Consider the following 20,736-nt stretch of genomic DNA (forward strand, 5'->3'; position numbering starts at 1 on the left):
TGGTGGCAGCGGGCGCGGGCGGGGCCGCGGCTGATGAGGTGTCGTCGTTTAGCGGCTTTGGAATCGATCATGATCTACCCGATGAGCATCCTGAATCCGAGCTGTTGGGGGATGCCTCTGAGTTCAGCTCGCTGGCCCATTTCGATGCGGAGACCGACGATGCCGATGTGCTGGCGGAGGCTGACATCTATCTCGCCTATGGTCGCTACAAGGAGGCCGAACAGCTGCTTCAGCGCGAGATCAAGCGTGCGCCCGATCGTCTCGACGCGCAATTCAAGCTCGCCGAGGTGTTCGCCGGGGCGAAGGATCTCGAAGGCGTCAAGCAGACCCGTGAACAGTTGCGTGCGGCCGGTGCCGAGCAAGCGGACCCCGAGGCTTGGCTGAATCTAAACGAAATGCTGGAGGTGCTTGAGCGCGGCGGCAACTGGGACCCGGTCTCGAGCACCCCGGTCACCGAGCCGAGTGAGGCACTGCCGCGTGACCAGGCCGAGGAGACCCTCGATCTCGATGCCTTGTGGGGGAACGAGGACGCATTATTGGCGGACCCGCTCGAGGCGCAGGCGCCGTGGTCGCCGGATGCCGAGGAGGAGGAACTCGCTTGGCCGGTGGATGCCGATGAACCCAAACAGGCCGTGCCTGACCCGAGTTCCGCTGTGACGTCCGATGAGCCAAGCCTGCCGCTCCTCTTGGGGGAATCGGCCTTGGATGAGGTGTCGCAGTCCGACCCCGAGCGGCCGGTGTCGGGTGGTGAGAGGAACCGGGGCGGAGCGAGCCAGACCGGACCGGACGCTCTGAATGACCTCGCCGAGGGCCTTGATCTCTCCGCGTTGTTCGCTGACTCGGATCCAGCCACCGCCGAGGATGTGCTGCCTGGGACCTTGTCTGGGGCGGCGGCGCACGGGCTGGATGAGTCCAACTCGGTCGGTGTCCTTACGCTGGACGACTTGGGTGGGGATCTGGAGCTGTCCGAATGGCTGAATGAGCCGATGTCAACTCCGCGGCAGGATCAAGACGATGGCATGACGCCGCGACCGGAGCAGGCGCAAACCGAGGCGATGAGGTTACCGGCTTCGCTCGATCTCGAACTGCCAGCCTTGCCGGATGTTCCGGACGTGCTGCCTGACCCGCGCTCGGAATGGTCCACTGACCCATCCACCCAGCACGCAGAGACCCGCGCCGCTCCAATCGATCCGCCGCGCTCATCCGAGCGCGCGTCGTCTCCGGTGTCCTCGCCGAGAGACAGTCTGGACGAGCAGATCGAGATGTTGGAACAACTCGGGGGGTTATCGCTTGAGGAACTCGACGTGCCCCCCGCGCCGGACCTTTCCGAGAGCGTGGAACTGCCGGAGGGTTGGGAGTTTTCGGGGGATGTGTCCGACGCCGAACCGCGTGACGAGGCGCGCACGGGAACCGATGAACCACCGCCCGAGCCAGAGCCTGCGGTGGGACCGCGGGCGGATCGCATGCGGCAGGCGGCAGAGGTCGACTTGCTACTTGCGGATACGGAGCCCGTCGATGCCGAACAGGCCGCCCGTGATCTGGCGGCCCTCGACGCCATCAGCTCAGAGGCGCGGTGGTCGCTCGACGGCGAGTTATGGGACGAGAACGCCACCAAGATCGACTTGGCCCGCGCCTACATTGAGATGGATGATCCCGAGGCGGCACGTGAGGTGCTTGCCGAGGTCATCGCGGATGGACGCGAGGAGCAGCGCGCACTGGCCGATGAACTTTTGAGGACGCTCAGCTGAAGCGCGCATCACACCCCACTCAGGACCCTTCGCCGGTTGCGGCGGCCGCTGTGCTGAAGGACGGTGCTGCCTCGCCGCGGCGCATCGCGCTGGGCGTCGAATACGACGGGACCGACTTCCTGGGTTGGCAGGCCCAACGCCACGGTGTGCGCAGCGTGCAGGAGACCTTGGAGGCGTCGATCGCGCGCGTGGCCGATCACCCGGTACGGGTACAGTGTGCCGGGCGCACCGATGCGGGCGTCCACGCACTCGAACAGGTGGTGCATTTCGATACCTCGGCGTGCCGCACCGCGCGCTCCTGGGTCCTGGGGACCAACGTGACGCTGCCGCCCGATGTGTCCGTCCGCTGGGCCTGCGAGACCGCGCCGGCCTTTCATGCCCGCTTCAGCGCCTTGTCCCGACACTATCGGTATCGCATCCTGGTGCGCGCGACGCGCTCGGCACTGGATCGACACCGGGCACTCTGGACCCATCGCCCTTTGGATGCGGCCCGGATGGCGGAGGCGGGGCGGGCCCTGGTCGGGCTCCACGACTTCTCGAGTTTCCGCGCGGTGGCCTGCCAGGCCAAGAGCCCACGGCGGCATCTCTATTATCTCGCGGTCGAGGAGCTGGGTGACGTGATCGAGATTCGGGTTGGGGCGAACGGTTTTTTGCACCATATGGTTCGCAATATCGTGGGTGTACTGATGGCAATCGGGCGTGGTGAGGCGCCGGTCGAATGGACGCGCGAGCTGCTCGCGGCGCGTGATCGGCGACGCGCTGGGGTGACTGCGCCACCACAAGGTCTGTATTTTGCCCGTGTGGATTATCCCGTCGAGTACCCATTACCGCGTGACGGGGCGATGGAGCTCCCGGGGACAACGGCCCCAGACGGTTCGGAGAGCAGGGTGGTGTCATGAGTAAGGTCCGCTGGAGTCGCCAACCATGAGAACCCGCGTTAAGATCTGCGGGCTCACGCGCCACGAGGATGTCGCCGCCGCGGTCGCCGCCGGTGTCGATGCGATTGGTTTCGTCTTTCATGAGCCAAGCCCACGCGCGGTGACACCCGAGCAGGCGCGCGCGCTCTGCGACGTTGTACCGCCGTTCGTCACCGCGGTCGGCCTCTTCGTCGATGCCGATGCCGCGCGTATCCGCCATATTCTTGAGCGCGTGCCGCTTGAGCTGTTGCAGTTTCACGGCGATGAAGCACCGGACTTCTGTGCCGCCTTCGCGCGTCGCTGGATCAAGGCCGTGCGGATGCGCCCACAGACGGATCCGCGTGCCGAGCGCCTCCGGTATCGGGACGCGGCAGGGTTGCTCCTCGACACCTATGACCCGGCGCGCGCGGGCGGCACCGGGCGCCGTTTCGATTGGGATCGTATCCCCGCCGAGATGGCGTCGTCGATCATCCTGGCCGGCGGTCTCGACGCCACCTCGGTCGGCGATGCGATTCGCCAGGTGCGCCCCTTCGGGGTGGATGTCAGCGGAGGTGTCGAGGCGGCGAAAGGGGTCAAGGACCACGATCAGATTCATACATTCATGCAGAGGGTGACGGATGTCGACAACTGCCGATGATCGCGAGCGCGGCGTGATGCGCGACTCCTCAACGGGCGTGCCCTATGATTGGCCGGATGCGGGCGGGCACTTTGGCCCCTACGGTGGGATGTTCGTCCCCGAGACCCTGATGCATCCACTCGAGGAACTGCGTCTCGCCTACATGCAGCATATGGCCGACCCACGGTTTCTCGCTGAGTTGGATGCCGATCTGCGCGACTATGTGGGGCGTCCATCGCCGCTCTATCACGCCGAGCGCTGGAGTCGCGAACTCGGGGGGGCACAGATCTATCTCAAGCGCGAGGATCTGAATCACACCGGTGCGCACAAGGTCAACAACACCATCGGACAGGCCCTGCTGGCGCGCCGCATGGGCAAGACCCGCATCATCGCCGAGACCGGTGCGGGTCAGCATGGGGTGGCGAGTGCGACGGTGGCGGCGCGACTGGGTCTGCAGTGCGTTGTCTACATGGGCGAGGTCGATGTGGCGCGCCAGAAGTCGAATGTCTACCGCATGCGATTGCTGGGGGCGGACGTCGTCGCGGTGTCCTCCGGTTCGCGCACCCTCAAGGATGCTCTGAACGAAGCGATGCGCGATTGGGTGACGAACGTTGATGACACCTTCTATATCATCGGCACCGTCGCGGGCCCGCATCCTTACCCGACGATGGTGCGCGATTTCCAGGCGGTGATCGGGCGCGAGGCGCGCGTCCAGATGCTCGAGCGCACCGGCCGGCTTCCGGATGCGCTGGTGGCCTGTGTCGGCGGGGGCTCGAACGCGATCGGTCTCTTCCATCCCTTCATCGCCGACGCGCAGGTGGCCATTCATGGGGTGGAGGCAGCGGGCGCCGGTTTGCACACCGGGCGGCATGCCGCCCCCTTGTGCGCCGGGCGGCCGGGCGTGCTGCATGGCAACCGCACCTACCTCATGGAGGATCATCACGGACAGATCATCGAGACGCACTCGATCTCAGCCGGGTTGGACTATCCCGGGGTCGGACCGGAACATGCTTGGTTGAAGGACAGCGGGCGTGCTCACTATCATGCGGTGACCGATGACGAGGCCTTGCGCGCCTTTCATCATCTCACCCGCACCGAAGGGATCATTCCAGCGCTTGAGACCAGTCATGCGCTGGCCTTCGTGAACCAGCTCGCGCCCACCATGGGTCGGGATCAAACCATCATCGTGAACCTGTCAGGACGCGGAGACAAAGACATGCACACGGTTGCCAGCCACGACGGGCAGCAGCAATGAGTCGGATCGCCGCGCGTTTCGAAACGCTGCGCGAGCAGGGACGTACCGCGCTTATCCCCTTCGTCACGGCCGGTGACCCTGCGCCCGAGGTGACGGTGCCACTGATGCATGCGATGGTCGCCGCGGGCGCGGATCTGATCGAACTCGGGGTGCCCTTCTCGGATCCGATTGCCGATGGTCCGGTGATCCAGCGAGCCACCGAGCGTGCGCTCGCCCTGGGCGTCTCGCTCGACGATGTGCTGGAGATGGTGCGCCGTTTCCGCCTCGAGGATCAGGCAACGCCGGTGATCCTGATGGGCTATCTCAACCCGATCGAGGTGATGGGCTACACGGATTTCGCGCACGCCGCGCACGCGGTTGGTCTCGACGGCGCACTCATTGTCGATGTGCCTCCGGAGGAGGGACACGACCTGGTCGCGGCCCTGAAATCCCAAGGGCTTGATCTCGTCTACCTCCTGGCGCCCACCTCGACCGCGGCGCGCATCAGCCGCATCGGCGCGGTGGCGACGGGGTTTGTCTACTATGTCTCGGTCAAGGGCGTCACGGGTTCGGGGCAGCTCGATACCGCTGCCGTGGCCGAGCAGGTTGCGATCATCAAATCACTCGTGTCGTTGCCGGTGGGTGTCGGGTTCGGGATCGGCAGTCCGGAGGCCGCCGCGCAGGTTGCCAAGGTTGCCGATGCCGTGATCGTGGGCAGTGCGATCGTGCGCCGGATCGAGGCCATGGCCGCGACACCCGAGCACATTCCAGGCGCGATTGCCACCTTCCTAGGGAGTTTGCGCCACGCCATCGATGAGGTCGATGCCCATGTCACCTAAGCCGCCGACCCGTATCCAGCAGGCCTTGCCGCAACTCGATGATCCGCAACCGCGTAGCGGATCCGATTCGCTTGAGGATCCAAAAGGCGAGCGCGGAGCCACGCTCAAGCATGCGATGGATAAGAGCATGAGTTGGTTCGAGAAGCTGATCCCGAGCCGGATCCGCACGACGGCGCGCAACAAACGAGCAGTCCCTGAAGGGGTTTGGGCCAAATGTCCCGGTTGTCAGGCAATCCTGTATCGCGCCGAATTGGAGCGGAATCTGGAGGTTTGCCCGAAGTGCGGCCACCACATGCGCCTGCGTGCCCGCCGTCGGCTCGAAACCTTTCTCGACGTGGACGACCGCGAGGAGATCGGGGTTGAACTGGAATCGCTCGATCCACTGAAATTCAAGGACCTGAAAAAGTACAAGGATCGGATCATTCAGGCGCAGAAGCAATCGGGCGAGAAAGAGGCGCTGATCGTGATGCGGGGCCGGTTGAAGGGGCAGCCCATCGTGGCCGCGGCCTTCGAGTTCAGCTTCATGGGCGGTTCGATGGGCTCAGTGGTGGGCGAGCGGTTCGTGCGCGGCGCCGAGGCCGCTTTAGAGCGGGATTCGCCCTATGTCTGTTTCGCCGCGAGCGGCGGGGCACGCATGCAAGAGAGCCTCTTCTCGCTGATGCAGATGGCGAAGACGAGCGCCGTGCTCGGGCGGATGCGTGAAGAGTCGCTGCCTTTCATCTCCGTCATGACCGATCCGACGATGGGCGGCGTGTCGGCAAGTCTCGCGATGCTTGGTGATCTCAACATCGCCGAGCCCAATGCCCTGATTGGCTTTGCTGGCCCACGGGTGATCGAGCAGACCGTCCATGAGAAACTCCCCGAGGGGTTTCAGCGCAGTGAGTTCTTGATGGAAAAAGGTGGGCTCGACATGATCATCGATCGCCGTGATCTGCGTGAGCGCATCGCTGATCTGCTGGCGATCCTGACCCATCGTTCGCGCTATATCCGCACGGTGGTGCCGCTCTAACGCGCGCGTACGAGCAGATGAACCGCTTCCCTGATCTGGACGCCTGGTTGCAGTGGCAACTGCGGTTGCATCCGCAGTCCATCGCACTGGGGCTAGAGCGTGTCGCGGCGGTCTGGGCGCGGCTCGGTCCGGCGCGTCTGCCTTGTCCGCTGATCACGGTTGGCGGTACCAATGGCAAGGGGTCGTGCGTGGCGATGCTCGAGGCCATGGCCCGGGCGGCCGGGTATCGCACCGCGGTCTACAGTTCTCCGCATCTGCTGCGTTACAACGAGCGGATCCGCCTTGGCGGTCAGGAGATCGGGGATGAGCCGCTGTGTGAGGCGTTCGCGCGGGTGGAGGCGGCGCGGGGCGCGACGGCGCTAACCTATTTCGAGTTTGGCACCCTGGCGGCGATGGATCTGTTTGTGCGCGCCGAGCCCGAGCTCATGATCCTCGAAGTAGGGCTCGGTGGCCGGCTGGATGCCGTGAATCTGTGGGATGCCGACGTCGCGATCGTGACCTCGATCGGCCTGGATCATACCGCCTGGTTGGGGACGTCGCTCGATCAGATCGCGGTGGAGAAGGCGGGGATCTTTCGCGCGCATCGCCCAGCGGTGATCGCGCAAGCGGACGCGCCGGCATCCTTGCGCGAGCAGGCCGAGCGGATCGGCAGTCGACCGGTCCAACTCGGGCGGGAGATGCGCGTGGAGCGCAGCGACGCAGGCTGGATTTGGGTCGGGCCGGACGGTGAGCGTTTGGCCCTACCGGAACCGGCGATGCGGGGTACGGTGCAGTATGCGAATGCCGCGGCGGCGATTGCGGCCATGCGGCTCCTGCGTGAGTCGGTGCCAGCGCCTATCGCCGCCCTGCGCATAGGGTTACAGCAGGCGCGGCTGCCGGGGCGTTTCCAGGTGGTCCCGGGGCCGGTGACCTGGATTCTCGATGTGGCCCATAATGGTGAAGCAGCGCAAGCACTTGCGGCCAATCTTAGAACCTTCACGAAGCCCGGGCGTTGCCGTGCGGTGCTGGCCATGCTCGAAGACAAGTCGCCCGCGAAATTCATCGAACCGCTGACGCCCTTGGTGGCCGAATGGTTCCTGGCGGCGAGCGACGACGCCCGCGCGATGCCGTGCGAACGTCTCGACGCGGCTGTTGCCGAACAGGGTGGCATCGCGGTGAGCCGTCACTGCGCGACCCTGGATATGGCCCTGCGGGAGGTGACGGCTGCATCGTCGCCGGGTGATGTCGTGCTCGTGACCGGTTCGTTTGTGACGGTGGCGGCCGGTCTGCGTTGGATCGAATCGACATCGAGATGATGTTCAAACTTGTTGGAGTGGACCGCGGGCGTGCTCGGCAGTCGTGTTAAACTGAGACTGAAGCGAAGCGACGCGATGACGGCAGATGACCTGCTTCCCCTCACGCTGTCACTTGGCGTCCAGGGTGGTGGTGGACTGGCCGATCCAGGCGTGCCCGGTCTCTCGTCGTGGTAGGACAGGACTTATGCAAGAAGGCGCAAAGAAGCGTTTGGTCGGGGCCGTCGTCGTGGTCGTGTTGGCCGTGATCTTCGTTCCCCTGCTGTTTCCGGATCCGGATTCGCAAGAGGGCGAGGTGGACGCGAAGGTCCTGAATCGGATCCCGGATGAACCTCCGTTCGAGCCGCAGTTCAACTCGGAAACCTTTCTGACTCCGGATGAGGCGATCTTGGGTGAGATCCAGGATGAACCCCTCACGGATCCCGCGCCGGTGAATGGGCCTGGCTCCCTGGGCACGCCGGCCGGCGCGCGCGAAGAGGATGATCGCGGCTATGAGATCGCGTTTGATGAGCCCGCGGCGCCGGTGAGCGATCCCGTGGCCGAGGCAGCCCCAGCCGTGCCTGCGCCGTCCGCCCCCCCCCCGCTAGCGCCTGACGATGGGATGCCATCCTGGGTGGTTCAGGTCGCGAGCCTGGGGTCATCGGAGAGTGCGGAGGAGATGGCACAGCAACTGCGCGGCCAGGGTTACTCGGCCTTCGTCGAGCCGGCTCGGGTCAGTGGTCGGCTCTTCTACCGTGTCCGCGTGGGACCGGAACTCGATCGTGCGAACGCCGATCGGATTGCGCGGCGACTCGCTGATCAGTTTCGGGATCGGCCCTTTGTCTCACGTTATCCCTGATGCGCTGGCGGATGAATCGGCTCTGAATCGATGGCGTCCGCCCATCAGACCGGTGCGCTCGGTCTCGCTCAGCGTGCGGCACGTCATCATCCCCGAGCGCATCGGTCAGGGTGTCCGGCATGTGTCGCGCGCCGGACACCGGAGGCCGCTGCTGTCGATCCCCTTCCCGGCGAGGAGCATCTGAGTGTCGTTGAATTGGCTTGATTTCGTCATCATCGGGGTGGTGATCCTATCGGCGTTGGTGGGCCTGGCTCGCGGGCTGATTCGCGAGGTTGTCTCCGTCGGGGTCTGGATCGCGGCGATCGTTGTTGCCTGGCTCTTCCATGCGCAGGTTGCGGAACTGCTGGTGCCCTATCTTTCTCAGGGATCGGTGCGATTGGCCATCGCCTTCATCGTCCTGATCCTGGCCACTCTAGTGCTCGGGGCGATCCTCGGTGCCATGCTCTCGGTGGTGATTGAAAAGACCGGCTTGAGTGGACTTGATCGGTTACTAGGGCTGGGGTTCGGCGCGGCGCGCGGTGTCATCATCGTCGCGATGGCGGTGTTCCTGATGAATTACACACCCATCACGCAGGACGCTTGGTGGCAAGAATCACAACTGGTCAGCCAATTCGAGCACGTTGCCGCCTGGCTGATCGAGCTGGTCCCGCCAGAGATCCAGGCGAAGATCCGAAATCTCTAGGATCGCGATCCTAGGAGGGCAGAGGCGCGGCGCTCACTCCCCTTGCCGGTTCCGCCTTGATGTGACGTCAGTGCGTTGTTTGGGAGTGGGGCGGCGCGCTATAGTCGCGCGCTGGCAATCAGCGGCATGCAGCCTCATCCATCTGGATCGGCAGCGGGCGGGAAACTCATGTGCGGAATCGTCGGAATCGTCGGTCATCATCCGGTCAATCAAGCCCTCTACGATGCACTGCTCGTGCTTCAACACCGTGGCCAGGATGCCGCTGGGATCGTGACCTGTCAGGGCGAAAAACTGCATCTGCGTAAAGACAATGGATTGACGCGCGATGTCTTCCGCATGCGCCACATGCTGCAGTTGCGGGGCAACATGGGGGTCGGTCACGTGCGCTATCCGACCGCGGGTGCCTCCAGTTCGGCCGAAGCCCAGCCGTTTTATGTCAACTCGCCTTACGGGATCGTGCTGGCGCACAACGGGAACCTGACGAACGCCGAGGATCTCAAGCGGGATCTCTTCGTCGATGATCTGCGGCACCTCAACACCGAGTCCGACTCCGAGATCCTGCTCAACGTCTTCGCCCACGAATTACAGATTCAGGGCAAACTGCGAATCGATGAAGGGGACATCTTCCGCGCGGTCGCCGGAGTGCATCAACGTTGCCGTGGGGGCTACGCCGCCGTGGCCATGATTCCAGGGTTCGGCGTCTTCGGGTTTCGCGATCCACACGGCATCCGCCCGCTAGTGTATGGGCGTCGCGACACCGAGACCGGGACCGAGTACATGATCGCCTCGGAGAGTGTCGCACTCGATACCATCGGCTTCACTCTGATCGACGACGTGGCGCCGGGTGAGGCGGTTTTCATCAGTGTCGACGGGCGAATCCATACCCATCAGTGCGCGGCGCAACCGATCCTCTCGCCCTGCATCTTCGAGTTCGTCTACTTCGCGCGGCCGGATTCCATCATCGACAACATCTCGGTGCACAAGGCGCGTTCGCGGATGGGTAAGAAGCTGGCGGTGAAGATCAAGCGTGAGTGGTCGAACCATGGGATCGATGTGGTGATTCCGATTCCCGACACCAGTCGCACTGCCGCGCTGCAGCTCGCCAATCAACTGGGCGTGCCCTACTCAGAGGGATTCATCAAGAATCGCTACATCGGGCGAACCTTCATCATGCCGGGACAGACGGTGCGGAAGAAATCGGTTCGCCAGAAACTCAATGCCATCGATCTGGAGTTCCGCCGGAAGAATGTCTTGCTGGTCGATGATTCCATCGTGCGCGGGACCACCTCGCGGCAGATCATTCAGATGGCGCGCGAGGCGGGGGCGCACAAGGTGTTTTTCGCCTCGGCCGCGCCGCCCGTGCGTTTTCCTAACGTGTATGGCATCGATATGCCGGCGGCCAGCGAGTTGGTCGCGCATGGCCGCACGGAGGCCGAGATCGCGCAGGAGCTCGGCGCCGATCGGTTGATCTTCCAAAATCTCGATGACCTGATCGACGCCGTGCAGAAGAAGGGCAAGAGCCACGTTGATCGGTTCGATACCTCGGTCTTCGACGGTGTCTACATCACCGGTGATGTCACGCCAGCATACCTCGACGCGCTCGAGGCAAATCGCAACGATGTCGCCAAGCGTGCATCGGGATCGTTCAGTGAGAATGTCATTGACCTCTACAATTCCGCCTGACCCGTCCGCGGACGAACCGGTCGAGATCCCGTCCCCGGAGCCGCTGATCCCGTCCGCGCAGTTTGCAACCCGTGCGATCCGGGTCGGACATCAGCGCACCTTCGAGGGCGAGCACGGTGAACCCATTTTCACGACCTCGAGCTTCGTCTTCGCAACCGCGGCCGAGGCCGCCGCCCGGTTCGCGGGCGAACAAGCTGGAAACATCTACTCCCGTTTCACCAACCCCACGGTGCGCGCGTTCGAGGAGCGTCTCGCTGCGCTGGAGGGTGGCGAGCGTTGCGTGGCGACTGCCTCGGGGATGTCGGCAATCCTCGCCGTGTGCATGGGGCTGCTGCAGGCCGGCGATCGCATTCTGGCCTCACGCAGCCTGTTCGGCAGCACCACCTTACTCTTCAACCGCTATCTGACCCGCTTCGGGATCACGACCCACTATGTCCCGCTGAGTGATCTGGCGGCCTGGGAGGCAGCGATCGATTCCAAGACGCGTCTCCTCTTCTGTGAGACGCCCTCGAATCCGCTCACCGAGATGGTGGATATTCGCGCCTTGGCGGCGATCGCTCATCGTCACGACTGTCTGCTGGTGGTCGACAATTGTTTCTGTACCCCGGCACTGCAGCGGCCGCTCGAATTGGGCGCGGATCTTGTGATCCACTCCGCGACCAAGTATCTGGACGGCCAAGGACGTTGTGTCGGCGGGGCGGTGGTCGGCGACCGCCAACAGGTCGGCGAGGCAGTGTTCGGGGTGTTGCGCACGGCTGGCCCGACCATGAGCCCATTCAATGCCTGGGTTTTCCTGAAGGGTCTTGAGACGCTTGAGCTCCGCATGCTCGCGCACGCTCGCGCCGCCGCGCACTTGGCGGCATGGTTGCAGCAACAGGCCATGGTCCCGCGGGTCGATTACCCAGGTCTGCCCGATCACCCACAGCACCATCTGGTGGGATCACAGCAGCGTACGGGCGGCGGAATCGTGTCTTTCCATGTGCGAGGTGGGCGTCTGGGGGCCTGGCATCTGCTCGATTCCACGCGTCTCATGTCGATTACAGCCAACCTCGGGGATGTGAAGACAACCATCACCCATCCCGCCACGACGACCCACGGTCGACTCACTGCAGCGGAGCGTGAGGAGGTGGGTATCAGCGAGGGACTGGTGCGCATTGCGGTTGGGCTCGAGCAGATCGAGGATCTCAAGGCGGATCTGCTGCGGGGCTTCTCGACCTGGCCTGAGCAGGCGCTCGATTGATCGGCGAAGGCGAGTGCGGGCTCGACACAGCGGACTGAGCGTGCTGCGGCAAGCGGAGTCGGGCGGTTGCGTCACGCAAAGCGCCACCGATCGGACCCCCAGACCGCTCGCCGCGCCGGGGCGCCTTTAGTCGGCCAGCGGTCTAGGTGCGACCATGGTGGTTAATGTGACCTCACGGGTGTCCCCATCCGGCGTGGTCCATTGCGTGGTCACGGAGATGTGTTTCACCGTGCCTGCGCCTGGAGTGGTGGGCGTGACCACCCAGCGGCGCGCATAGCGACTGTGATCACCCGCGCGTTCGCTTGGCTCGTCCATCCCCGTTTGGATCTCAGCGAAGGGGCTCGCTCGCAGGGACTCGATCTTCTCTTGGGTGAGATTCACCGCGGTCGTTTGCGCCTTGGCCAGGCCCATGCTGTTCAAGACGCGGACCTGGATCTGGGCCAGACCAAGGAGCCCAACCGAGAGTACCAGGAGCGCGATCATGGCCTCGACCAGGCTGAATCCCAACGCGCTCGATCGTCTCTGCCAGCCTGCCGTGACGGGCTCTCGGCGGTCTCTGGGTTGGTGCACTGGAGGGATGACCTGGCATTGCTCAGTCCCAATCGCGCCAACTTCCGGGGCGACTGAGCCGCGATCCGGCGCGGGCCAAGGGACCGGCATGGCTGAGAAGGCTCCAATGGCGCAATTCGGTGTTGGCATTGAGCGCGCCCAACGATCCCTCCAAGATCACCGAACCATGGACGGTGACCGCGCCCCAGCCTTGGTTGTCGCATTCGGACGGTTCGGCATAATAGATGATCCCATACAGGGTGGTATTGCCAAGGAACTTTGGACATCCTGCCGCTTGATCGAAAATCAGAATCACCGGTTGTTCGGGGCTCCCCGTTGCCCCCCTCCAGGAGGTTCGAGCGGTGATCCAGTGCACTCCTGAGTCTGGGATGTCCGCGAGCGCGCGCATGCTGGCTTGATCAAGCGCGAACAGGTAATCCCAGGCCGATCCGGAAAAGCCCTCGGCGACGACGACGCCCTCGTTCAGGTCCAGATGGCCGGTCTCAAGGCAGGTCATCCCTTGCGAGGACACCAAGGCGATGGGCTGGCACACCGGATTCGCCTCGTGCGTCTGTTCTTCATCGCAGCGGTTCGGATGGATGCGTGGGTTACCGGTGATGCGACCGAGACAACCGTTGACGACCAAGGGCGGCGCGCCTCCGGCGAATCCGGTTCGCAACAGGGAGGCCGGCTCCTGGCATTCACTCACGACGGCACTGATGTTTGGGTGAGCGATTCCATCCTGGTCAAGGGCTTGGGCGTGGGCCCTGACACGCGTGCAGGATTCGATGTGGTCATGCCGGACCAGGACCTGGTAGCGATAGTCCCCACTCGCTTCGATCAGGCTGGGTTGGGGAAAGGTGTTCGTCTCTTCTCCTGCTCGTGGGAGCGGTTGGGACCGCGCGAACTCCAACCCTGCCTGCGCGGCCTGGTGGGCCTCCTTGGCCCGCAATTCGTTGTTGGCCATGCGCTGCTCCATGATGCCGAGACGGACCACGCCGAGGGTCAGAATGCTCGATGCCATCAAGAGCATGAGTCCGACTAGGAGCGTGATGGCGCCGTTTTGGGCGGTGTGGTTCATATGGGTCTGGCGGATCGGCATGGATGGCCTCGCTCACTCGATCTGCTCGCGATCGTTGCGGATTGCAACTTGAGAGGACAGGGTTTGCTGAACGCTTGCATCGCGTGCGAGCTGTCCGGTGATGCCGAGGGTGACCGTCCGTACGCGCTGGCAGCGATCGCCCACGCTGCAGGGATCGGCCGTGTCTCGCTCGGGGTTGAGATTGATCGCCCGCTCATGGATCTGGAATGAGAGTGCCGTGACCTGCACCAGATCGCTGGTGATCCCCTGCCAGTGGCCGCTCTGACAGTCGAAGGCCAGCTCATTGGGAGAGCTGAGTCGTTCACGCATTTGTACCGTGCCATGACGCAGCCGAAAGCCGAACATTTCGACATTTCCGCGCCCATAGGGTGGGGCATCGAAGGGGGCGCCGCCGGGTGTGCAATCACGACAGAGACCGATCAGGCCGTCATCGTTCAGGTCATAGCTGTAGGTCACGCAGCTCTGTGATGGCTCGCCCTGGACCTGACCCGTGGCGAGGTCATTGAGAATGCCGCCGATCCGTTGCTGGAAGGGGTTTTCGGTTGGGTCGGCGCCCGCCGGCGCGGCCCAATAACCCGCCCGGCGCAGATCCATCTGCATCAGCTCGAAGACCGCACGCAGCTCCTGGCTCAGCCGCACGATGCGCAGGTTCTCGGCCGCGCCGCGCACCGTCAGCAAATAGACCGCCGACAGACCGGAGAGCACGATGATGCCCACGCTCAAGCCGACGAGGAGTTCGATCAGGGTCACGCCGGCCTGAACCGCGCCGGGAGGTGCGTGGCGGCGCCGGTTCAACATGCCGGAACGCCCGGCACCGGAGGACGCGATGGCGAGCACAGGCGCACGCGCCCCAGCATACTGAGGACGACATCGAGTTCCTCGCCACGCTCTGAGCGGAAGGTGAGCCGACCTGGGCCGGCGGTGCCGCGTCTGGGATCGAAGCGCGTTTGTGAAGGGGATCCTGGGAAGCGGCTGGTGATGTCAATCCCCCGGAAATCGTCCCCGCTCACACGTTGAATGGTCGATTCGCCGAAGATAGGCAGAGTGCAGGCACGCTCCACAGTGGGGTCGAGGAGGCGGCAGTCACAATTGGGTACGAGCGAGATCCCATAGCACCAGGCCTCGGGATCGATCGTGAGATAGAGCGCGTGATGACGCATGATCGACTCACCCCGCAGCCATTGCAGATCCGCGACCAAGGCCTGTGCGGCCGTCTTGAGGCGGTTGCGAGCGAGCATGTCGTGCATGGCAGGGACGCCGAGACCGAGCAGGATGCTGAGAATCGTGAGCGTCACCATGAGTTCGACCAAGGTAAAGGCACCCATGACGGAGAGGGTGAACGCCGGTTTGAATGCCGACGTGATCGCCGGCTTGACAGGGGGAGGGGGGCTGGACGTGCGAGTGGCGATCGGATCGCGCCGGGGCCCTGTCACGGACTGGCGCCGGCAAGGCGGATGCGCGGCGCGTTGGATGCCACCCCGGGATAATGTGCGGTCATAGCCCTGTCCGGTTGGAATGTCGCTCATTCGGGCACCATCTTAAGGATAAAACCATTCAACCGAGCTCCTGCCTCGGCGGCTCTCCGGCGTTTGACCCGGTCGAGCGAGTCTCACCGCGAGCGGACACGTGGGCGTGGTGTGTGCCACGCGACGTCAGGCAGCCCGCAACGAATTCATTTCGTGTTCGATTATGTACTCTAATCGTGTTTGTTGCCAGATCAAATCACTCCATGTTGGCAGCCTGTCCCAATTGCCATCGCGGTTGCTGTGTCGGAGGATGGTCAGGGCGCGTGTCAAGTCGGGGCCGGGTGTGCGAATTTCTGCGGGAGATCTACCGATGTCATTGAGTCCTTGGCGACCGATCGCTGCCTTCCTGCTGGCAAGTCTTGTGCTTGGGGCCTGTACGACCCTGGTGCGCGAGACCATGGAGAGTCCATGGGTCGAGGTGCAACCGGGGAGCACCCTGACCCTCCATCAGCCGGTACGGATTGCACCAGGCCGGGCACGGGCACCGATGGTCTCGGCGAGCCCGCGCAGCCGTGCGACCGCTAGCAGTTGTTTGCTGGAGGTCCGGCGGATCGATCCGGAGCAGGAGCAGGTCGTGCCGGCTGGCACGCTACGGATTCGGCAGGTCCAAAATGTGGTGTCCTTGGTCTCCACGGATCCGTGGCAGCCGGGGCCAGATCACGCGATCCGATTCCAACTGGCCAGTCACAGCGATGGCGGTGGGACGCCGATGATCCGTCAGGGCTACCACTTCTGGTTCGATACGGATCGCCATGAGAATCCCATGCGGCTCACCTGTCTGGGATGGGTTGCGATCATGCCCGATGCGCGTGCCCCTACCCTTGATGAGATCGCCGCGGTCTTAGGTGATCGGGCGACCTTGGAGCTGGCGTTGGCCCCGGGCGAGTGGATGCCCTGACGGTTGCCATGGTCCGGGTGGGCGCCATCGGCACGTGATCCCGGTTGACGAGTCAGGCACGATGCCATGGCTGCCCTCGGCGGCGTCAGGGCTCCAGGTTGTGTCAGAGCCCCACGCCGGTTGTGGGCGGTCGGCTCAAGTGATGTCGGGAGTGGGAGGTGACGCACCCGCCGTGGTCGCGCCGGCAGGGGATGTGCCATGGCGTTGACACTCCGGACACCAGTAGGTCGAGCGCTGGTGACGACCCAGTCGCGCCTGTTGGATCGCTGTACCGCACGCCAAGCAGGGTTGCCGTGCCCGCCCGTAGACCCAGAGGTGACCACGGCCATCGCGGTTGCGGCGGGTGACGCGTGGCCCCCCGCCGAGATTAGCCTTGAGGAGTCGCTCGGCGGTGAGGTAGAGCGCGCTGAAGCGGGCGAGTGAGAGGGCTCCAAACCTGGTCTCGGGATGGCAATGTTCAAGGAACAAGACCTCAGAGGTATAGACGTTCCCGATCCCGCAGGCGATGCGCTGGTCGAGCAAAAGATCGGTCACGGGCGTGGTCGGCACGAGCAACCCTCGGGCACGCTCGAGCAGCATCCCGGGCGGAGGGGAGACGCGGGTGAGATCCGGTCCGAGCGGGGCGGTACGGTCATGTCGTCGGGGATCGAGGCCATTGAAGACCGCGACCTCCTTGGCGTTGAAGCAGATGAAGTCGCGCGCCGCGACGGTGAGGATCAGGCTGGCGCGCGCGATTGGTTTCTGCCAGGGTTGCCCGATTGGATACCAGTGCCAAGCACCATAGAGACCGAGATGGACGCGAATGGAGATCCTCGGGTGGGGGGGGATGGTGCGCCGCGGGGTCTCATGGATCGCGTTCGGGACGTCAAGTCCGGATGCCGGCTCCGAGTCCGGCTGCGTGCCCAGTTCGATGAAGAGATGTTTGCCGTGACTGGTGACGCGACCGACCAGCAGGCCCGCACCCAGGGTCATGGGTCGGCCGGATACCAGCAGTCGCGTGAGTGGTTGACCGCTCAAGGCCTCGGCGAGAAAGGCCGCGACCTTATGGACTGTATCGCCTTCGGGCATGCGTCTTGACACGGATGCGAAAAAACCCCGCCGAAGCGGGGAACACGACAAGGAGTCTGAAAGCCTCTGCGGAGACTCGCATGCTTAGAATCGTCAACATAATAAAAGTTCGACACAAAATGCTCGAATCCCCTGAAGTCCTTGTTGTTTCCATGATCCAGCCACCACGCGTTCAGGCTCGCGTGTTCGGGGCCGAGGTGCGGCAGTCCGACAAAATCCGGTCACATGAGCCGGTTGTCTTGCTTTTCGGCGCAGTGGGCGCCATGATCTGCGTGTAAGCCGAGTTACGTCCAGTTTCCATTCCGTTCCGGTTGTCTCAGCCACGCGTCGTGACTCGCACGGCTTACCCCCACGAACCGACCCAGTACATGTATCGCGACCGCCATTGAGCCTGCGTGCGCGTGCGGGTCTGCGGAGATCGAACGAGTATGCCAATCAAGATCGGCGGGGACACCCTCGCCTTGGATCGCGACATCCGTCGCCTGATCGAAGCGGAGGCGGCCAAGTTGGCAGCGCGCTTCCCGGGAGATGAGCTGGAAGCAAACGCGACCATTCAGGAAGAGTTTGACCCCCTTCACGGTCATCGCGTGCGCTGCGAGCTGGCGGCGAAGTTGACACACGGGCGACCTGTCATCGTCCGTGGAGCTCACAAGACGGCCTCCGAAGCCATCAACGAGGTTTTCAATCTGGCGCGTCGCAACCTACGCCGCGCGCGCCGCTCAGTCGTCCATCCCGCCACCTCCAAATCAGCCACGTTCGGCGCCACGGCCGTCGGTGGTTGAAGACCGTCACGTCGTTCGTAGTGTGGCCAGCCCCGCGTCGAGGGCGATGATTTGTCCAGTGGTCAGTTGGGCCTCCTCGATCAGCCAGACCACGGCCTTGGCCACATCCGCCGGCGTGCCGATGCGGCGTAGGGGATGGCGTTCGATCGCGGCAGTGCGTTTGGCCTCGTGACTTAGTAAGCGTTCCGCGAGACGGGTGTCTGTCAGGGTGGGCGCGACAGCGTTGACACGAATGCGTGGCGCCCACTCCGCGGCGAGGGCGCGCGTCAGTCCCTCGACCGCTCCCTTTGCGCTCGCGATTGAGGTATGGAAGGGCAAGCCCGTTTGCACGGCCACCGTGCTGAAGAGAACGACACTGGCGGTGTCGGCGGCATTGAGCGCCTTGCGTGCACCCTGGAGCGCACGAACCGCACCGAGAAGATTGACTTCGAGGTCTTCCATCCACTCCGCTTCAGTCAGGCGTTCGAAGGGACGTAACCGGATGGTTCCTGGACAGTAAACCAAGGCGTCGAGTCGCTCGGGGAGCGCGGCACTCGGGAAGGGTTCGGTGCGGGCATCCCATCGTTCGTGGCGGACCTGGGGATGCTCGATCCCGCTCTCCGGATGACGTGAGAGCTGCAAGACCTGATGGTCGCGCGCGAGAAGCGCGTCCAGAACGGCTGCGCCGATTCCAGACGTGCCACCGATGATCAGAGTCGTTTTCGACATTCCAGCACCCTGCATGAGTGATTAATCTAACCCGCAAGAGTTCAGTCCATCCCCTCCTTTTACAAGACCTGGACGTCCCGGACTTGCGATCCCGTTCGGGGCGCGCATGTTCGATTCTGTGCGGGCGCTGCGTTCGCATGCGTGCATGGGCATGCTGAAGGTGGATGTCAGATCGTGTCCGCAGCACCTGGTCCGACACCGTCGCCTCGCGACGTGACTGCGGACTTCTTTCGGTACAGGTTCAGGAGGGAGGATCTTATGAAGGTTTCCATCATCGGTGGGACTGGTTTTGTCGGCTCTGCGATTTGTCGTCAGTTACTCGCCGCGGGGCATCAGCCGCGGTTGTTGGTGCGTCCCGGGCGCGAGCATCGGATCCAGGATCCGGATCGGTGTGAGGTGGTGGCGGGCGAGGTGAGCGATCCGGCGGCACTGGAGCGCTGTCTCGCAGGCACCGAGGCCGTGATCTACCTCATCGGGATCCTGCGCGAGTTTCCGCAGCGCGGGATCACGTTCGATGGCTTGCAGCGGGTTGGGGTTGAAGACACCATCGCCGCCGCGAAGCGGCAGGGGGTCGAGCGGTTCGTTCTGATGAGCGCAAACGGGATTCGCGCCGACGGGACTCCCTATCAGCGCAGTAAATTTCTCGCGGAGGAGGCGTTGAAGGAATCAGGATTACGCTGGACTATCTTTCGTCCCTCCGTCATCTTCGGTGATCCGGAAGGGCGCATGGAATTCTGTTCGCAACTGAAGAAAGACATCATCGACAGTCCCGTCCCGGCACCACTCTTTTACAGCGGACTCATCCCGAGGAATGCAGGAGGGTTCGAGCTGGCTCCCGTCTTCATCGATGACGTGGCCGCGGCCTTCGTGTTGGCTCTGAGCGAGTCGCGAACCGAGTCACAGACGTACAGCCTGTGCGGCCCACAACGTCTCAGTTGGAAGGAGATCCTCACCACCATCGCGGCCGCCGTGGGGAAGACGAAGCTGATGCTTCCCGCGCCGGCCATCGCGGTGAAGGCGACCGCGAGTCTCTTCGACCGCTATGCCTGGTTCCCCATTTCCCGCGATCAGATCGAGATGCTGATGGAAGGCAACGTCTGTACAGAAAATGACAGCTTCGCGCGCCTGGGGCTGGTGCCAACACCCTTTGGGATCGATCGGCTCGACTATCTGAACCGCCCCGCTTGATCCGGGCGTCGCGGCCGCGGTGGTCGCGCCCTAGAGCCGCTGCAGATAGGCGACGCCGCCGAGTCGTCGCATCTGCAAGCGAATGTGCTCGGCGCGACGCCGGACAGTGGCTGAGGGTGCCTCCAACCGATAGATCTGAGGATTCGGCAGGACAGCGGCCATCAAGGCGGCATCCGCGGCCGTAAGGGTAGCCGGTGGTCGATGGAAATAGCGCCAGCTTGCGGCGCCGACACCGTAGGTCTCAGGACCGAACTGGGCAATGTTGAGATAGATCTCAAGGATACGCTGCTTCGACCAAAAGGTTTCGATCAGCAGCGTGAACCAGACCTCGAGCCCCTTGCGCACAGGATCGCGACCGGACCAGAGGAAGAGATTCTTTGCCGTCTGTTGACTGATGGTACTGGCCCCCCGCAGCCGTCCACCCGCGCGGTGGCGCGCGATGGCGCGCTCGATCTCGATGCGATCGAAACCACGGTGGCTGGGAAAGCGCTGATCCTCGGCGGCGAGGACGGCGAGTTTGACCGCATCCGGGATGCGATCCCAATCCGTCCACTCGTGATGGATATGGACCTGGAGCGCAGGGTCGAACAGTCCAGCGACCCACCGCTGGAGCATGAACGAGGAGGTCGGTGGGTCGAGCCAACGCAGTGCCGCGACCGGCACGACCGTGCAGACCAGGATGGTCGCGAGGCCGATCACCAGCCAGCGTCTCAGCCGACGCCAGCGGGTCAGTGTGCGCTTGGCGCGAGGACGTTTACTCATGACTCAGTCATCCCATCGGCGCGAGGCCGGCTTCCCTTTAGCAAGACACCATCGG

At 63.8% G+C, this 20,736-nt stretch carries 22 protein-coding genes; 15 read left to right on the forward strand and 7 right to left on the reverse strand.

The window, feature by feature from the left end:
• The 11 genes from CKO25_RS12045 to CKO25_RS12095 all read left to right on the forward strand — a co-directional run.
• A partial coding sequence (locus CKO25_RS12045) for a FimV/HubP family polar landmark protein (protein ID WP_200388182.1) occupies positions 1-1,748 on the forward strand: 1,748 nt, incomplete at its 5' end.
• 53 nt (positions 1,749-1,801) lie between these two features.
• Positions 1,802-2,647, forward strand: coding sequence for a tRNA pseudouridine(38-40) synthase TruA (gene truA / locus CKO25_RS12050; protein WP_242467589.1), 846 nt, complete (start codon positions 1,802-1,804; stop codon positions 2,645-2,647).
• A gap of 25 nt (positions 2,648-2,672) precedes the next feature.
• A complete protein-coding gene (locus tag CKO25_RS12055; RefSeq protein ID WP_200388183.1) occupies positions 2,673-3,302 on the forward strand; it encodes a phosphoribosylanthranilate isomerase in 630 nt (209 codons plus the stop codon).
• A gap of 16 nt (positions 3,303-3,318) precedes the next feature.
• Entirely contained in the window at positions 3,319-4,536 is a 1,218-nt protein-coding gene (gene trpB / locus CKO25_RS12060; protein WP_200388286.1) for a tryptophan synthase subunit beta, read from the forward strand.
• Positions 4,533-5,354: a tryptophan synthase subunit alpha gene (trpA, locus tag CKO25_RS12065; RefSeq protein ID WP_200388184.1), complete on the forward strand. Its 822-nt coding sequence runs from the start codon at positions 4,533-4,535 to the stop codon at positions 5,352-5,354. Before trpB ends, trpA begins: the two co-directional genes overlap by 4 nt.
• Positions 5,355-5,481: 127 nt before the next feature.
• Positions 5,482-6,363: an acetyl-CoA carboxylase, carboxyltransferase subunit beta gene (gene accD, locus CKO25_RS12070; RefSeq protein ID WP_200388287.1), complete on the forward strand. Its 882-nt coding sequence runs from the start codon at positions 5,482-5,484 to the stop codon at positions 6,361-6,363.
• Positions 6,364-6,380: 17 nt separating this feature from the next.
• The gene (gene folC, locus CKO25_RS12075; RefSeq protein WP_200388185.1) at positions 6,381-7,658 is read left to right on the forward strand and encodes a bifunctional tetrahydrofolate synthase/dihydrofolate synthase; all 1,278 of its coding nucleotides are present in this window, start codon (positions 6,381-6,383) and stop codon (positions 7,656-7,658) included.
• Positions 7,659-7,842: 184 nt separating this feature from the next.
• The gene (locus CKO25_RS12080; RefSeq protein WP_200388186.1) at positions 7,843-8,493 is read left to right on the forward strand and encodes an SPOR domain-containing protein; all 651 of its coding nucleotides are present in this window, start codon (positions 7,843-7,845) and stop codon (positions 8,491-8,493) included.
• Positions 8,494-8,677: 184 nt separating this feature from the next.
• On the forward strand, positions 8,678-9,175 hold the full coding sequence (locus CKO25_RS12085) for a CvpA family protein (protein ID WP_338115122.1): 498 nt from the start codon (positions 8,678-8,680) through the stop codon (positions 9,173-9,175).
• A gap of 168 nt (positions 9,176-9,343) precedes the next feature.
• Positions 9,344-10,858 (forward strand): amidophosphoribosyltransferase, encoded by a 1,515-nt coding sequence (purF, locus tag CKO25_RS12090; RefSeq protein ID WP_200388187.1) that lies wholly within the window; start codon positions 9,344-9,346, stop codon positions 10,856-10,858.
• Positions 10,830-12,098 carry an O-succinylhomoserine sulfhydrylase gene (locus tag CKO25_RS12095; protein WP_200388188.1) on the forward strand — a complete coding sequence of 423 codons (1,269 nt, stop codon included), beginning with the start codon at positions 10,830-10,832 and terminating at the stop codon, positions 12,096-12,098. The genes purF and CKO25_RS12095 overlap by 29 nt, the downstream gene beginning before the upstream one ends.
• A 126-nt stretch (positions 12,099-12,224) precedes the next feature.
• On the opposite strand, the gene pilV is transcribed toward CKO25_RS12095, so the two are convergent.
• The 4 genes from pilV to CKO25_RS12115 form a co-directional block, all read right to left on the reverse strand.
• The gene (gene pilV / locus CKO25_RS12100) at positions 12,225-12,605 is read right to left on the reverse strand and encodes a type IV pilus modification protein PilV (RefSeq protein ID WP_200388189.1); all 381 of its coding nucleotides are present in this window, start codon (positions 12,603-12,605) and stop codon (positions 12,225-12,227) included.
• A gap of 85 nt (positions 12,606-12,690) precedes the next feature.
• Positions 12,691-13,749, reverse strand: coding sequence for a pilus assembly PilX family protein (locus CKO25_RS12105; protein ID WP_200388190.1), 1,059 nt, complete (start codon positions 13,747-13,749; stop codon positions 12,691-12,693).
• Between the two features lie 12 nt (positions 13,750-13,761).
• Complete coding sequence (locus CKO25_RS12110; protein WP_200388191.1) at positions 13,762-14,547, reverse strand: PilW family protein; 786 nt, start codon at positions 14,545-14,547, stop codon at positions 13,762-13,764.
• Positions 14,541-15,275, reverse strand: a complete 735-nt coding sequence (locus tag CKO25_RS12115) for a GspH/FimT family pseudopilin (protein ID WP_200388192.1) — start codon at positions 15,273-15,275, stop codon at positions 14,541-14,543. Before CKO25_RS12115 ends, CKO25_RS12110 begins: the two co-directional genes overlap by 7 nt.
• A 310-nt stretch (positions 15,276-15,585) precedes the next feature.
• Here CKO25_RS12115 and CKO25_RS12120 point away from each other — a divergent pair, with 310 nt between their 5' ends.
• Positions 15,586-16,173, forward strand: coding sequence for a hypothetical protein (locus CKO25_RS12120; protein ID WP_200388193.1), 588 nt, complete (start codon positions 15,586-15,588; stop codon positions 16,171-16,173).
• Positions 16,174-16,308: 135 nt separating this feature from the next.
• Here the strand turns inward: CKO25_RS12120 and CKO25_RS12125 are convergent, their stop codons facing one another.
• Positions 16,309-17,241 (reverse strand): zinc finger domain-containing protein, encoded by a 933-nt coding sequence (locus CKO25_RS12125; protein ID WP_200388194.1) that lies wholly within the window; start codon positions 17,239-17,241, stop codon positions 16,309-16,311.
• Between the two features lie 80 nt (positions 17,242-17,321).
• Between CKO25_RS12125 and CKO25_RS12130 the strand changes: the two genes are divergently transcribed.
• Positions 17,322-17,519, forward strand: coding sequence for a hypothetical protein (locus CKO25_RS12130; RefSeq protein ID WP_200388195.1), 198 nt, complete (start codon positions 17,322-17,324; stop codon positions 17,517-17,519).
• A 150-nt stretch (positions 17,520-17,669) separates the two neighbouring features.
• On the forward strand, positions 17,670-18,023 hold the full coding sequence (locus CKO25_RS12135) for an HPF/RaiA family ribosome-associated protein (RefSeq protein WP_200388196.1): 354 nt from the start codon (positions 17,670-17,672) through the stop codon (positions 18,021-18,023).
• 6 nt (positions 18,024-18,029) lie between these two features.
• Here CKO25_RS12135 and CKO25_RS12140 read toward each other — a convergent pair whose 3' ends face one another.
• Complete coding sequence (locus CKO25_RS12140; protein ID WP_200388197.1) at positions 18,030-18,731, reverse strand: SDR family NAD(P)-dependent oxidoreductase; 702 nt, start codon at positions 18,729-18,731, stop codon at positions 18,030-18,032.
• A gap of 258 nt (positions 18,732-18,989) precedes the next feature.
• On the opposite strand from CKO25_RS12140, the gene CKO25_RS12145 reads away from it, so the two are divergent.
• A complete protein-coding gene (locus tag CKO25_RS12145; RefSeq protein WP_200388198.1) occupies positions 18,990-19,919 on the forward strand; it encodes an NAD(P)H-binding protein in 930 nt (309 codons plus the stop codon).
• Positions 19,920-19,949: 30 nt separating this feature from the next.
• Here CKO25_RS12145 and mtgA read toward each other — a convergent pair whose 3' ends face one another.
• Complete coding sequence (gene mtgA / locus CKO25_RS12150) at positions 19,950-20,681, reverse strand: monofunctional biosynthetic peptidoglycan transglycosylase (protein WP_200388200.1); 732 nt, start codon at positions 20,679-20,681, stop codon at positions 19,950-19,952.
• Positions 20,682-20,736: the final 55 nt, after the last annotated feature.

It is taken from the genome of Thiocapsa imhoffii (assembly GCF_016583985.1).
Taxonomy (GTDB): domain Bacteria; phylum Pseudomonadota; class Gammaproteobacteria; order Chromatiales; family Chromatiaceae; genus Thiocapsa; species Thiocapsa imhoffii.